Below are 13,662 nucleotides of genomic sequence, written 5' to 3'. Positions count from 1 at the left end.
CACCTCAGACCAAAATCATGTTGTCGCGATGGATAAGCTCCGGCTCATCGACATAACCGAGCAGCTTCTCGATCTCGTCTGATGGCCGCCCGAGAATGCGCTGCGCCTCGGCCGCACTGTAGTTCACCAGACCGCGCGCAACCTCCAAACCTTGCGGCCCCACACAGACAACCATCTCACCACGACGGAATGCCCCCTGCACTGCGCGCACACCAACAGGTAGCAAACTGCGATTGCCCTGGCGCAAGGCATGCACCGCACCGTCATCCAGCGTCAGCGTGCCACGAGTCTGCAGGTGCCCAGCAAGCCACTGCTTGCGCGCCGCGTGCCGACTGCACTCCGGCGCCAGCAGCGTCCCCAGACGCTCACCCACCTTGAGGCGCGCCAGTACCCGCTCGATGCGCCCACCGACGATCACCGTATGCGCACCAGAACGCGCCGCCAGACGAGCCGCGCGCAACTTGGTCTGCATACCGCCACGCCCAAGCGCCCCACCCGCACCACCAGCCACCGCATCCAGGGCGGGATCGTCGGCGCGAGCCTCACTAATCAGATTAGCCTCAGGATTGAAGCGAGGATCGGCATCGAACATGCCATCGCGATCAGTCAGAATGACTAGCAAATCAGCCTCGACGAGATTGGCAACCAGGGCTGCTAGCGTGTCGTTATCCCCAAAGCGGATCTCGTCAGTGACGACAGTGTCGTTCTCGTTGATGACCGGCACCACACCTAGATCGATGAGCGTGCGCAGCGTGCTACGCGCATTGAGGTAACGCTTGCGGTCCGAGAGATCGTCATGAGTGACAAGAATCTGCGCCGTTTGCTGATCGCAGCGGGCAAAGCTGGATTCCCAGGCACGAATCAAGCCCATCTGCCCGACAGCAGCAGCAGCCTGAAGCTCATGCACGGCCTTGGGTCGAGAACTCCAACCGAGACGACTCATGCCTGCCGCAACCGCACCTGACGAAACCAGCACAAGCTCGACACCTGCTTCACGCAAGGCGACCATCTGATCGACCCAGACCGCCATCGCCGCCTGATCGAGCCCCCGACCATCGGCGGTCAGCAGCGCACTGCCGATCTTCACCACCCAGCGCCGCGCACCGCTCACCTTGTCCCGCATCGTTCCCGCCTTCTATACGGCCAAAACACTTCCGGATCGGGCTGCGCACGAGCCAGCCCACCGACCTCCCGTCCGACCAGGCCGCACAGCGACCCGGCGTTCGAATCAGCGCACGTAGATGATCTCGGCACCACCCTCGTCATCATCGTCGTCGAAGTCGTCATCCTCGACCTCATCAACCGCCTTGACGCCAGCGCGGCGCAACGCACGCTGATCATCAAGCTCTTGCAGCCGCGCACGGGCCTCATCTTCGATCTGGCGATCGAGCTCGGCCAAGGCTTCGGCATACTCTGGCTCTTCAGCGATGCGCACAGTACGCTCGTCCAGATAACGCATGATGGCCTGACTCAGCGCCTCAGTACCCTCGCTCTCCAGTGCAGAAATGACGAACACCGGACCCTTCCAATCCAGGCGTTCGACAACATGCCGCACGCGCTCCTCGCGCTCATCATCGAGCAACTGATCCGCCTTGTTCAGCACTAGCCAGCGATCACGCTGAGTCAGTGCGGGACTGAACTTCTCCAGCTCGTGCAGGATGACTTCCGCCGCGTCAGCCGGATCACCGCCATCCAGCGGCGCCATATCCACCAGATGCAGCAACAGCCGAGTACGCGCCAGGTGCTTGAGGAAACGAATTCCCAGCCCCGCACCCTCGGCCGCACCCTCGATGAGCCCCGGAATGTCGGCGATCACGAAGCTCTTGTAGCGCCCAACGCTGACCACGCCCAGATTCGGCACCAGCGTAGTGAACGGATAATCGGCAACCTTCGGCTTGGCCGCCGACACCGAACGAATAAAGGTACTCTTGCCGGCATTCGGCAGGCCCAGCAGACCAACATCAGCGAGGACCTTCAATTCCAGCTTGAGGTCACGAGCATCACCCGGCTTGCCCGGCGTGGTCTGCCTTGGTGCCCGATTGGTACTGGACTTGAATCGAGTATTACCCAACCCGTGCCAGCCACCCTGAGCCACCAGCAGACGCTGCCCGGCCTTGGTCAGATCACCCATGATCTCCTGGGTAGCCGCATCAATGATGGTGGTACCAACCGGCACCGGCAGGACAAGATCCTCGCCCTTGGCACCCGTGCAATCGGTACTGCCACCCTTCTGCCCGTTCTGCGCATTGAAGCGACGGGTATAACGGTAGTCCACCAGCGTGTTGAGGTTCTCGTCAGCTACCAAATACACCGAGCCGCCGTCGCCACCATCACCACCGTTGGGGCCACCTTTTTCGATGAACTTTTCACGACGAAAACTCATCATGCCGTTGCCGCCGTCGCCGGCCTTTACAAAAATCGATACTTCATCGACGAATTTCATGGGAACGCCTCCCGTCGCAGGACGGGCTTAAGTAACAAGAAACATAAGGGTCTTGCAAAAAAACCCAGCGAAAACTGATTGAGCACCGAGCAGTTCTTTGCAAGAGCCTCACAGGATACAGAAACAAAAAAGCCCCGTCGCATGACAGGGCTTTTCCAGCAACGGCGCAGTTAGGCTGCGACGACGCTCACGTAGCGACGGCCAAAAGCGCCCTTCACTTCGAATTTGATCACGCCTTCGACTTTCGCGAACAGGGTGTGATCCTTGCCCATACCAACGCCGTAACCGGCATGGAACTGGGTGCCGCGCTGACGCACGATGATGTTACCGGCCTTGATGGCCTGGCCGCCGTACATCTTCACGCCAAGGCGTTTGGCTTCTGAGTCGCGACCGTTGCGGGTAGAACCGCCAGCTTTTTTGTGTGCCATGAGTTCAATACTCCTATAAGGGGATTCAGGCCCGATTAGCCCTGAATACCGGTGATTTTGACCTCAGTGAACCACTGACGGTGGCCCTGACGCTTCATGTGGTGCTTACGACGGCGGAATTTGATGATGGTGACCTTGTCGTGACGGCCCTGGGCGATCACTTCAGCGGTAACCTTGGCACCATCGACCACCGGAGCGCCGATCTTTACATCATCGCCGTTGCCGATCAGCAGAACGCGGTCAAAAGTGACAGCTTCGCCAGTCGCAACTTCGAGTTTTTCAATCTTGAGGTATTCGCCTTCGGCGACCTTGTATTGCTTGCCGCCGGTTACGATAACTGCGTACATCTGTGTATCTCCGTTGATCCTGCTCACCCAGCGCTTTGAAAGAATGATTAGTGGCTGGCATGGCTGCATGGGGCCGGAAGGTGACGCCCGTGCAATTGCGTAAGGCAGGGAAATGCCCAGGGGGAAGTTCAGGGTCCGCGATTGTACGCATGCGATACACCCCGCGCAATAGCCAACTGGAGTTGCCTTGACAGTGCCAGACCCGCCCCCTAGCATGCCGCGCAATCTGCGAGGAGTCCCCGATGCAACCCCAGCCTTTCTATCAAGTTGTGGCGGACGATTTTGCCGCTGTCGACGGCATCATCCGCAAGCAACTGACTTCGCGCGTTCCTCTGGTGGAAAAGATCGGGGACTACATCACCTCGGCCGGCGGCAAGCGCCTGCGCCCTCTGCTGGTACTGCTCAGCGGCAGTGCACTCGGGCATCAGGGCGATCAATTACGCTTGCTGGCCGCCATCATCGAGTTCCTGCACACCTCCACGCTGCTACATGACGATGTGGTCGACATGTCCGGCATGCGCCGCGGCCGCTCCACCGCCAACGCCCTGTGGGGCAATGCGCCAAGCGTACTGGTTGGCGACTTTCTATATGCACGTTCGTTCGAAATGATGGTGGAACTGGATTCCATGCCGGTGATGCGCATCATCTCCCAGGCAACGCGCGTCATTGCCGAAGGCGAAGTACTGCAGCTGTCGAAGGTCCGCGACGCCAGCACCACCGAAGAAATCTACATGGAGGTCATCCGCGGCAAGACCGCGATGCTCTTCGAAGCCTCGACCCACAGCGCGGCGACACTGGCCGGCGCCAATGAGGAGCAGCGTGAAGCGTTGCGCACCTTTGGCGATCACCTTGGCATCGCCTTCCAGCTGGTCGACGATCTGCTCGACTACCAGGGTGACGCGGAAACCCTTGGCAAGAATGTCGGTGACGACCTTGCCGAAGGCAAGCCCACGCTCCCGCTGATCTATACCATGCGCGAAGGTACGACTGAACAGGCTGCACTGGTGCGCAAAGCCATCCAGAAAGGCGGCTTGGAAGACCTCGAGAGCATTCGTGCCGCTGTTGAGGCATCAGGCGCATTGGATTACACCGCAAAGCTTGCGCGCGACTATGCCGAACGCGCCATTGTCTGCCTAGAAGTCATTCCCGCCAACCAGTATCGCGACGCCCTGGTCGAGCTGTGCCGCTTTGCCGTAGCTCGCACACACTGACCACCAAGAACCTCCGATGCTGCGTCGTGCAGGGCGCAGCAGCAGCCAAACGCCACCCACGATCGCTTAATCACCAACCCTCTTTGCCCGCCGGGCAGAATAGGTCTTTTGCGCTTGCATCTTTGTAAATAACAATTATTCTCATTACGGGAATCAATTGGAGATGCCGCATGACTTACTTGATAGATGCTTGGCTGGACCGACCGCAGCCCTACCTGCGCATACTCGACCGCAACACCGGCGCGGTGTGTGTTTCACTAGAAGGCGAGGCGCTGGAAGAGTTGCGCGAGCAAGGTGACCTCGACCTGCAGGAGCTGAGCACGAACGAGCCCTGCGTGCTGAAGGAACAGATCCGCAATCTGTTCCTCTTCAGCTATGCCCGGGCGCTGCGGCCTTGAGGCGCTTTCAGGCTTCAGGCGTGGCTTGAAGCCTGCTGCCCTTTTAGAGCACGTCCAGCAACTCGACGTCGAACACCAGCGTGCTGTGCGGCGGGATGCTGCCTACGCCCTGGGCGCCGTAGGCCAATTCGCTCGGCACATACAGCCGCCACTTACTGCCGGCGTTCATCAGCTGGAGTGCCTCGGTCCAACCCGCAATTACACCGCCAACCGGAAACTCGGCTGGCTGGCCGCGCTGATAGGAACTGTCGAACACACTGCCGTCGATCAGCGTGCCGTGGTAATGCGTACGTACACTATCCTCGCGGGACGGCTTGGCGCCATCACCGGTAGTCAGCACTTCGTACTGCAGGCCCGACTGCAGCACAACCACGCCTTCGCGCTTGGCATTTTCGACGAGGAAGGCGCGACCTTCAGCAGCGGCCGCTTCGGCCTTCTGCTGAGCCTCTGCCTGCATGCGCTCGCGAATCACCGCGAAACTGGCATTCAGCGCCTCTGGGCTGACCTGGCTGGCCACACCGGCGAATGCGTCGCGAATGCCGGCAATCACCGCATCAAGGCTGACACCAGGCGGAGGGTTGTCACGCAACTGGTCGCCCAATTGACGGCCAATGCCGTAGCTTACGCGGGTTTCGTCAGTGGAGAAGTTGAGTTCGGTCATGCCGGGCTCCGAGAGCAAAAAAGGTCGGCCAGCCTAGCACAGCTGCGGCGACCGGGGCGGCAGCCAGTGCTCTGCCGTCACGTGCCGCTACCCGCCCTAGGGGCCGCCCCGCTCCTGTTACGCCGACAGCGTTCAGAGCAATACCGCACCTCATCCCAGCAGCGTGCCCATTTCTTTCGCCAGGTAAAGGGTAGTCCGCACACCACGCAGTTTTTTACCGGCAGGTCAGCTTTCTGTCTCACAACGCGTCACCAGCATCCAGACGCTCCAACAATGCCTCGCCGCGCCGCCATACTCCCTCCCGCTTGCTCTCGTCCATACGTGCGAGGTTGCGGTAGATCATCGTCATTCGAGGATTACTTTGCAGCCGCTCGCGGTGACGCATAAGAAAGTGCCAATAAAGGGCATTGAAAGGACAGGCATCGTCCGTCGTACTCTCACCCACCTTGTAGGCGCAGCCGTGACAGTAGTCGGACATGCGCTTGATGTACTGGCCGCTGGCACAGTAAGGCTTGGAGCCGAGATAGCCACCGTCGGCGTGCAGCACCATGCCAAGCACATTCGGCAGCTCTACCCAGTCGAATGCGTCCATGTACACCGCCAGATACCAGTCGCACAACGCCGGTGGAGCGATGCCTGCCAGTAGCGCGAAATTGCCTGTCACCATCAGCCGCTGGATATGGTGAGCATAGGCATGGTCCAGCGTCTGCCCTATGACCTGGCGCATACAGTTCATACGTGTCTGACCAGTCCAGTAGAACTCCGGCAGCGGCCTGGTGTTACCGAATGCGTTGCGCCGGGCGTAATCGGGCATCTGCAACCAGTAGATGCCACGCACATACTCACGCCAGCCGATCAGTTGGCGAATGAAACCTTCCGCGGCATTCAATGCGACGCGCCCTTGCCGATAGGCTGTCTCCACGTCCCCACACAGTCGCCGTACGTCAAGCAGGCCAACATTGAGCGCCGCACCGATACGCGCATGAAACAGGAACGGTTCGCCGCTCGCCATGGCGTCCTGATAGTCACCGAAAGCCGCCAGGCCGAAATCCAGAAAGTGCTGCCAGAGTTGCTCGGCTTCGGCGTGGGTCACCGGGTAATCGAACCTCTCCAGGCTACCGTAGTGATGGGCGAAGCGCGCCTCGACCAGCTCCAGCACATCGCGCGTGATGTCGTCAGCGACGAAGCGCAACGTGATCGGGCCGTGTAGTCCTCGCGGCAGAGGCTTGCGGTTGTCGGCATCGAGATTCCAGACTCCACCTTCCGGCGCCCCATCCAGATTCAGCAGAAGACCTGCTCGGAGTCGCATCTCGCGGTAGAAGAACTCCATTCGCAGCTGCTTTTTACCGCTCGCCCAGCAAGCGAACTGGGCCCGCGAACAGAGAAAGCGCTGATCGGCGTGCCATGTGATCGGCGGGTCGATACTTTGCGGCAAAGCGCGCCAGCTCTCCGGCTAGCGAACCACTGTTGGCAGGGTCATCGAGCGCCACATAGTCCACGGCCACACCGCGCTCGCGCAGGGCCTGGGCGAAGTGGCGCATCGCACTGAAGATAAAGGCAATCTTCTGCGGATGGTGCGGCACATGGTTGGCCTCATCGGCCACTTCAGCAAGCAAAACCCGATCATGAACCGGGTCCAGCCCATCCAGGACAGACAGATCGAAGCTCAGCTGATCGCCGAGCACCAACCGTAGCGCGGTGATGCTCATCACCAGCCCTCCTCACACCAGCAGGGCAGGACACAACAGCGGCGAGATCTCACCACTGAGACCGCATACCAAGCGGCACACGCAGCGGTTCGCGAACGCCCTCGGCCAAACCGCACATTTCGTCGTAGGGCGATTGCTGCACGAGGTGGAACGGCAGTTCGGGCAATTCCCGCAAGATGTCGCGGGCATGCTCCACCGAACGCAGGTGCCAGACCTTCCCGCGATCATCAGTCAAACTGTGCCGCTGGCCTTGAAGATAGATGTCGAGAAGGTAGATCCCACCCTCGAGTGAAATCAGCTCCAGAGCGTCGACGCGTCCGGCGACGGCATGAGTCGCAAGGTCCTGAAGGTACATGGCGAATCCCCGTGAAAAACCGCTACAGAATATTCGACAAAATAATAATTCTGTAGAGCTTTTTATCAGATACCACAGGGACTTCCGCCTGCCCGCGACGGCAGGGTGCCGGCAATCAGTGTTTGGTGATTTTATCCATGTAGCCCATGGCGAAGGCCGAGACCACGAACGTCAGGTGGATGATCACATACCACATCAGTTTTTCACTCTCGATCTGCTGCACATCCATGAACATACGCAGCAGATGAATCGACGAAATCGCCACGATCGAAGCCGCGACCTTGAGCTTTAGCGAACTGGAATCCATCTTGCCAAGCCAGTCCAACTTCTCCTTGCCCTCGTCCACGTCCAGCTGCGAAACGAAGTTCTCGTAGCCGGAGATCATGACCATCACCAACAGACCGCCGACCAGCGCCATATCGATCAGCGACAGCAACGTCAGCACCAGATCCGCTTCGCTGATCGACAAGATCATCGGGAGGATGTGGAAGACCTCCTGAAAGAACTTGATTGCCAGCGCCAGCAGCGCAAATGCCAGACCGAAGTAGATGGGGGCCAGCAGCCAGCGAGCGGCGTACATGGCATTTTCAAGAATGCGCTCCATGAGGTCTCACAGTGGGAAAGGAAGACGCGCGAGTATACGCAGCCGTACCGAGCGCACCAAGACAAGCCAACGGTGCACATTCCGCATGTGGATAAAAATCCGGCTAGCGCAGGCAAAAAGAAAGAACGAGCCTGTCAGCCAGCACCAGGTGTGTGCGGGGCGGACTTAGGGTCGCGACTCCCAGCCGCGTAGAAAACGCGCCTGATTGGCGTTAACTCGGCGCAATTCGGCTTGCATGTGCAGCTGCCAGATCGAAGGGGCGTCCGACTCGCAGTAGCCTTGGCCAATTAGGTTATCGGCGATTGCGGCAAGCACCGATTCGGCCATTGCAGGCCCGTGGAATGGGCCCTGGACCTTGATTGCAGTCGGTTGCCCGTCTGCCAGACCAGCCGCGCAGAGCAGCGTCCACAGCCCGTTGCCGCCGGCAAGAGGGCGTATGGCGCATTCGATTCGGGTAACCAGGCCCAGGCACTGGCGATTCAGACAAAGATTGTGCGACATAGTGGCGATCCTCGCGTCGGGCCGACGCGGGAACATCCTTCACGGATGTAGCGCGAGAGCCTGTTTATCCCCTGAAGCTGTGGATAATCCTGTGGATGAAGGGTGGATGCCCTCCTCCACTGCAGACCCGCCGCGCGCGCTATCGTTCCGTTCAAAAACCGTACAGCGGTGACGCCTAGTTATCTTCGTCCGACTTGGCCGCTTGTTGCTCAGTTGAATCCGCAGCCTCGCCCTTGCCTTCCTCTTCCAGCTCGATTTCGGCAATGTCACGCAAGCGCTCAACCACCCTGGCGTTGACGCTTCCCTTGGGGAAATGTCCCTGCTCATCGGCCGCGCCCACATCCTCGCCCACCAAGAGCGACAGCGCCTCATCTACCTGCCTTACGGCATAAACGTGGAAGCGCTGCTGACGAACCGCATCCAGCACGCGCTCGTCGAGCATCAGCGTAGTGACATTGGCGAACGGGATGATCACCCCTTGCTCGCCTGTCAGTCCGCGCGCTTCGCAAAGACGGAAGAAACCCTCGATCTTCTCGTTCACGCCGCCAACCGCCTGCACTTCACCAAACTGGTTGATCGAACCGGTGATGGCGAAACACTGTTTGAGCGGCGTACGCGATAGTCCCGAGATCAGTGCACAGCACTCCCCGAGCGAGGCGCTATCGCCGTCAACATAGCCGTAGGACTGCTCCAGCGCGATGCTTGCCGATATTTCCAGCGGAAACTCCTGTGCATAACGGCTGCCCAGATAACCCGTGAGAATCATCACCCCTTTGGAGTGAATCGGCTGACCGAGATTGACCTCGCGCTCGATATCGACGATCCCCGAGCCGCCCGGATAAACGGTGGCAGAAATGCGCGCCGGCATCCCGAATGCCGAGTCACCAACCTCCAGGACGGTCAGCCCGTTGCATTTGCCGATGGCTGCACCTTCGCTATCGATCAGAATAACGCCGGCCAGAATGTCTTCGAGAATCCGCGCCGAGACACGACCCGTACGCGTGGCCTTGGCCTTGAGTGCACGCTCGATATGGCCGACATCCGTGACTTCGTCCTTGGCCAGCTGGCGAATGAAATCGGCCTCGCTGACCAGCTGGAACAGATCGCCGATACGCGCCGACAAGCGCCCCTGGTGCTCGGCCAGACGCGCACTGTAGGTCGCCAGGCGCGCAACCGCTGCTGCCGTAAGCGGTGCCATGCCCTCTTCCGAGGTGCGGGTCTTCATCAGCTGGGCGAACTGTTCGAGGCTGTCCTCGGCCAGCGGGATGTCCTCGTCGAAGTCCACCAGCACGCGGAACATTTCCTGGAAGTCCGGATCCAGGTCCTGCAGCGTGTAATAGAGCTGGCGCGAGCCGATGATGATCACCTTCACATGCAGGGGAATTACCTGCGGCGTCAGCGTTACGGTGGCCAGACGCCCCAGTTCGGCCAGCGGCGACTCCATCTTCAGTTTGCGCGACTGCAAGGCGCGCTTGAGGGCCTCCCAGACAAAGGGCTCACTGAGCAGTTTCTCCGCCTCCAGCATGAGAAAGCCACCATTGGCGCGGTGCAGGGCACCCGGACGCAATTGCCGATAGCTGGTGTAGAGGGCGCCCTGATCGGTGTTGTATTCGATGCGACCGAACAGATTGTCATAGGTCGGATGTGGCTCGAACACCACCGGCGCACCGCCATCGAGCGGGTGTCCGACCACCAGGCTGGGGCTGTACTGCTCCTCGAGCAACACACGGTTCTGCGCTTCCGGACGGTTCTCGTCCACCAGTTGCTCGACAACTGTCTTCAGCAGATTGACCTGCACCGCCTGCAGATAGGCTTCGATACCGGCATTTTCGGCGTACTTCTCGGACAGCGGCGCCAGCAGCGGCTGCAGCGCCTGACTGATGGTTTCATCGTTGAGCTGGCGCAGCTGGTTGGTCGACTCGCGCTTCCATTGCGGCAGACTCGCCAGCTCTTCGTTCAGGCGCACTTCCAGTGCGGAAATGTCCTCGTGATAACGCTCGCGCTCGGCTTCGGGCAGTTGGGCGAACTCAGTCTCGTCGAGCGCTTTACCCTCCTTCATAGGAGTAAAGGCGATGTTATTGCTGTCGCGGTAAAGGGCAATTTCCTTTTCCAGCGCGAGCTTCTCAATGATATCCAGCGCCTTGTCGTAGCGTTGGTTGAACGCACGATCGATCGCGCTCTTCTTCTGCTGAAAGCTCGGATGCTCGAACACTGCCGGGAACGTCGCCAGCAGGTTGTCGATCAGCTGATTGATATCGGCGATAAAGGTTGCTGCGCCGCCGTTGGGCAACTCCAGCACACGTGGCTCACGAGGTTCGTCGAAATTGTTTACGTAAACCCAGTCCGAAGGCGTCTCCAGTCGCTTGCCTTCAGCTTTCAGATAGCGCCGCACGAAGGAGAAACGCCCTGTCCCCGGCTCCCCCATCACATACACGTTATAGCCGGGGCGCGGCATTGCCACGCCGAACTGCAACGCCTCGACTGCGCGCTCCTGACCGAGCACACCAAGAAACGGCTCAAGTTCGGCGGTGGTGTTGAAGTTGAATTGGCTGGGCTCGAAGGGACGGGTCAGCGCATCGGGTGCCAGGCGCAAGCCGGCAGCGACAGGTTCAGGCATCGGGAATCCTTGCTGGAGTGGCGCATATAGCCACGATTGATGGCGCCATTCTGGCGTTGCCTCGGTCGCGCCGCAAGGCTGGCCAGGACCAGCGCAACTCGAAGGGGCCTCATAACGAAAAGGTCACGCCCTCCAGCCGGCGTCTGCCACTACCAATCAGTAACTGGACACAACTGGATACAGTTAGCCGCACCGGGTCTGCCGGATCATCTTGATGCAGATCAAACGGTCGCTTGACGAAAAGGCGCCTCCTAGCATCAGCCAACACAAAAGGAGCTTCCGTGATGCACCCTTCCCTCACCCTATTGCTTAGCAGCCTACTGTTTACCAGCGCAGCGAACGCTGATGAACTGCGCGAACGAGCCAATGCCATTTTCAAACCTATCCCCGACAAAGTCACCGAAGTCCGCGGCCAGAAAGTCAGCGAAGACCAAGCTGTACTCGGTCACAAACTCTGGTTTGACCCGCGCCTCTCCAGCAGCCACGTCATCAGCTGCAACACTTGCCACAACCTGAGCATCGGCGGCAGCGACAACGTGCCGACCTCCATCGGCCATGGCTGGCAAAAAGGTCCACGCAACTCGCCAACCGTGCTGAACGCGGTATTCAATGCCGCCCAGTTCTGGGACGGTCGCGCCAAGGACCTGCAGGAGCAGGCCAAAGGCCCGGTGCAGGCGAGCGTGGAAATGAACAGCACACCAGAGCGCGTCGTCTCCACGCTCAAGAGCATTCCGGCGTACGCCGCCGAGTTCAAGAAAGCCTTTCCCAAGGACAAGGATCCGGTCAGCTTCGACAACATGGCTTACGCCCTGGAAGCCTTCGAGGTAACGCTGACTACGCCGAACTCACCGTTCGACCGCTTCCTCAAGGGTGAGGACAAGGCGCTTGACGACAAACAGAAGCAAGGCCTTGCGCTGTTCATGGACGCAGGTTGCTCTGCCTGCCACAACGGGGTAAACCTCGGTGGTCAGGGTTACTTCCCCTTCGGTGTGATCAAGAGGCCAGGAGCCGAGGTGCTGCCAGTAGGCGACAAGGGGCGCTTCGCAGTGACCAACACGGCAAGCGACGAATACGTGTTCCGCGCCGCACCGTTGCGCAACGTCGCGCTAACCCCACCCTACTTCCACAGCGGCGAGGTCTGGGAGCTTGAAGAAGCGGTTGCGATCATGGGCGACAGCCAACTGGGTCGTCAGCTCAACAAAGATGAAGTCAGCGCCATCACTGCATTCCTGCACAGCGTAACCGGCGAACAGCCACAAGTGGCCTACCCGATCCTTCCTGCCAGCACAGCGACCACTCCAAAGCCTGAGTGATCGTTCCTGTTACCCGGCGCCAGTCGCCGGGTAACTTCCCCATGACGCTCAGTAAACGCCCGCTCAGTTACTCTTCTGCTCCCTGAGCAAGTCCCGAATCTCGGTCAGCAGCAGCTCTTCCTTGGAAGGCGCAGGCGGTGCGGATGGCGCTTCTGCCTCCTTGCGCTTCAGATGATTGATGGCTTTGATCGCCATGAAGATGGCGAAGGCGATGATCACGAAATCCACCACGGTCTGAATGAATGCACCGTACCGCAGCACCACCGCTGGCGCCTCGCCGACGGCGTCCTTGAGCACTATCGCCAGATCCGAGAAGTCCACCCCGCCGATCAGCAGCCCCAGCGGCGGCATGATCACCCCGTCGACGAACGACGAGACGATCTTGCCGAACGCAGCGCCGATGACGATACCCACGGCCATGTCGACGACATTTCCCCGCACGGCAAACGCCTTGAATTCGTTGATCAGACTCATACGCAGATTTTCCTTTAGTGGATGACCGGGCCGCCCGCCATGCCCCCGCGGACATGGCGGTGAACGCCGTGGTAGAGCATAGCCGGGCTTGCCGGCGCAGGCCACGCCAGAACGCCTTTCATCGACCGGTTATTGCGAATGAGGTTCGCTTGATCGCCGTCAACCGGTTCTCGGAGGAGGGAGACTAAGGTGGACGCCTTCCTGACAAACCGGAGCGGTTTCCATGCACGTCGAACATCACCCACTGATCAAGGATTTCCCTGAGAAACGCGAGCAGTTGCAGAAACTGCGTCAGGAAGATCCGGCCTTCGCCCGAAAGGCGGACGAATACGAAGCGTTGGACAAGCGCATCTGCCGCGTCGAAGACGGTGTCGAAACCCTCGACGACACCGCACTCAATGCGCTCAAGCAGGAGCGCGTGACCATGAAGGACGACATTGCTCGCGATCTCAAGCGCGCTTCCGGTAGCTGCTGCGGTGGTTGCTGCGGCTGATAGCACCACCAGTAAAAAGAAGCCCGCCATGCCAGACTGTGTGAAAACCTAGCAGTCTGAGTGCAAGGTGAAGACAATGCCTCTATCGGTCGATAGGGGCATTGTCGT

The 13,662-nt window shown here is 59.7% G+C and carries 15 protein-coding genes and 1 pseudogene; 4 read left to right on the top strand and 12 right to left on the bottom strand.

Going from position 1 to position 13,662, the window contains the following annotated elements; translation table 11 throughout:
- Positions 1 to 4: 4 nt before the first annotated feature.
- The 4 genes from proB to rplU form a co-directional block, all read right to left on the bottom strand.
- On the bottom strand, positions 5 to 1,123 hold the full coding sequence (gene proB / locus AAEZ08_RS11935; RefSeq protein WP_500124352.1) for a glutamate 5-kinase: 1,119 nt from the start codon (positions 1,121 to 1,123) through the stop codon (positions 5 to 7).
- Positions 1,124 to 1,228: 105 nt separating this feature from the next.
- Positions 1,229 to 2,443, bottom strand: coding sequence for an Obg family GTPase CgtA (cgtA, locus tag AAEZ08_RS11930; protein ID WP_500124351.1), 1,215 nt, complete (start codon positions 2,441 to 2,443; stop codon positions 1,229 to 1,231).
- Between the two features lie 170 nt (positions 2,444 to 2,613).
- Positions 2,614 to 2,871, bottom strand: a complete 258-nt coding sequence (rpmA, locus tag AAEZ08_RS11925) for a 50S ribosomal protein L27 (RefSeq protein WP_003281574.1) — start codon at positions 2,869 to 2,871, stop codon at positions 2,614 to 2,616.
- 35 nt (positions 2,872 to 2,906) lie between these two features.
- Complete coding sequence (rplU, locus tag AAEZ08_RS11920; RefSeq protein ID WP_003302133.1) at positions 2,907 to 3,218, bottom strand: 50S ribosomal protein L21; 312 nt, start codon at positions 3,216 to 3,218, stop codon at positions 2,907 to 2,909.
- Between the two features lie 242 nt (positions 3,219 to 3,460).
- Here rplU and AAEZ08_RS11915 point away from each other — a divergent pair, with 242 nt between their 5' ends.
- Entirely contained in the window at positions 3,461 to 4,429 is a 969-nt protein-coding gene (locus tag AAEZ08_RS11915; protein WP_500124350.1) for a polyprenyl synthetase family protein, read from the top strand.
- A 170-nt stretch (positions 4,430 to 4,599) separates the two neighbouring features.
- Positions 4,600 to 4,827, top strand: coding sequence for a PA4570 family protein (locus tag AAEZ08_RS11910; protein WP_003281581.1), 228 nt, complete (start codon positions 4,600 to 4,602; stop codon positions 4,825 to 4,827).
- 43 nt (positions 4,828 to 4,870) lie between these two features.
- Here AAEZ08_RS11910 and bamJ read toward each other — a convergent pair whose 3' ends face one another.
- The 7 genes and pseudogenes from bamJ to AAEZ08_RS11875 form a co-directional block, all read right to left on the bottom strand.
- Positions 4,871 to 5,488: a BamJ family beta-barrel-assembly machinery protein gene (bamJ, locus tag AAEZ08_RS11905; RefSeq protein WP_003281583.1), complete on the bottom strand. Its 618-nt coding sequence runs from the start codon at positions 5,486 to 5,488 to the stop codon at positions 4,871 to 4,873.
- Between the two features lie 77 nt (positions 5,489 to 5,565).
- Complete coding sequence (locus tag AAEZ08_RS11900) at positions 5,566 to 5,730, bottom strand: DUF2256 domain-containing protein (protein WP_102820550.1); 165 nt, start codon at positions 5,728 to 5,730, stop codon at positions 5,566 to 5,568.
- Positions 5,727 to 7,197: pseudogene (locus tag AAEZ08_RS11895) on the bottom strand (cryptochrome/photolyase family protein). The gene AAEZ08_RS11900 and the pseudogene AAEZ08_RS11895 overlap by 4 nt, the downstream one beginning before the upstream one ends.
- Positions 7,198 to 7,246: 49 nt before the next feature.
- Positions 7,247 to 7,552, bottom strand: a complete 306-nt coding sequence (locus AAEZ08_RS11890) for a DUF6482 family protein (RefSeq protein ID WP_058063828.1) — start codon at positions 7,550 to 7,552, stop codon at positions 7,247 to 7,249.
- 115 nt (positions 7,553 to 7,667) lie between these two features.
- Positions 7,668 to 8,156, bottom strand: coding sequence for a TIGR00645 family protein (locus AAEZ08_RS11885; RefSeq protein ID WP_003281590.1), 489 nt, complete (start codon positions 8,154 to 8,156; stop codon positions 7,668 to 7,670).
- Between the two features lie 165 nt (positions 8,157 to 8,321).
- Entirely contained in the window at positions 8,322 to 8,657 is a 336-nt protein-coding gene (locus tag AAEZ08_RS11880; RefSeq protein WP_003281592.1) for a PA4575 family protein, read from the bottom strand.
- Between the two features lie 175 nt (positions 8,658 to 8,832).
- The gene (locus tag AAEZ08_RS11875; RefSeq protein WP_058063827.1) at positions 8,833 to 11,274 is read right to left on the bottom strand and encodes a Lon protease family protein; all 2,442 of its coding nucleotides are present in this window, start codon (positions 11,272 to 11,274) and stop codon (positions 8,833 to 8,835) included.
- A 284-nt stretch (positions 11,275 to 11,558) separates the two neighbouring features.
- Here AAEZ08_RS11875 and AAEZ08_RS11870 point away from each other — a divergent pair, with 284 nt between their 5' ends.
- A complete protein-coding gene (locus AAEZ08_RS11870; protein ID WP_500124349.1) occupies positions 11,559 to 12,587 on the top strand; it encodes a cytochrome-c peroxidase in 1,029 nt (342 codons plus the stop codon).
- 63 nt (positions 12,588 to 12,650) lie between these two features.
- Here the strand turns inward: AAEZ08_RS11870 and mscL are convergent, their stop codons facing one another.
- Positions 12,651 to 13,061 (bottom strand): large-conductance mechanosensitive channel protein MscL, encoded by a 411-nt coding sequence (gene mscL, locus AAEZ08_RS11865; protein WP_427703680.1) that lies wholly within the window; start codon positions 13,059 to 13,061, stop codon positions 12,651 to 12,653.
- A gap of 223 nt (positions 13,062 to 13,284) precedes the next feature.
- Here mscL and AAEZ08_RS11860 point away from each other — a divergent pair, with 223 nt between their 5' ends.
- On the top strand, positions 13,285 to 13,554 hold the full coding sequence (locus AAEZ08_RS11860) for an HP1242/YdcH family protein (RefSeq protein WP_500124348.1): 270 nt from the start codon (positions 13,285 to 13,287) through the stop codon (positions 13,552 to 13,554).
- Positions 13,555 to 13,662: the final 108 nt, after the last annotated feature.

The organism is Pseudomonas sp. E45-MNA-CIBAN-0222 (assembly GCF_040310405.1).
In the GTDB taxonomy this organism is placed as follows: Bacteria; Pseudomonadota; Gammaproteobacteria; order Pseudomonadales; family Pseudomonadaceae; genus Stutzerimonas; species Stutzerimonas stutzeri_AC.
This window is presented reverse-complemented; position numbering and strand designations above follow the sequence as displayed.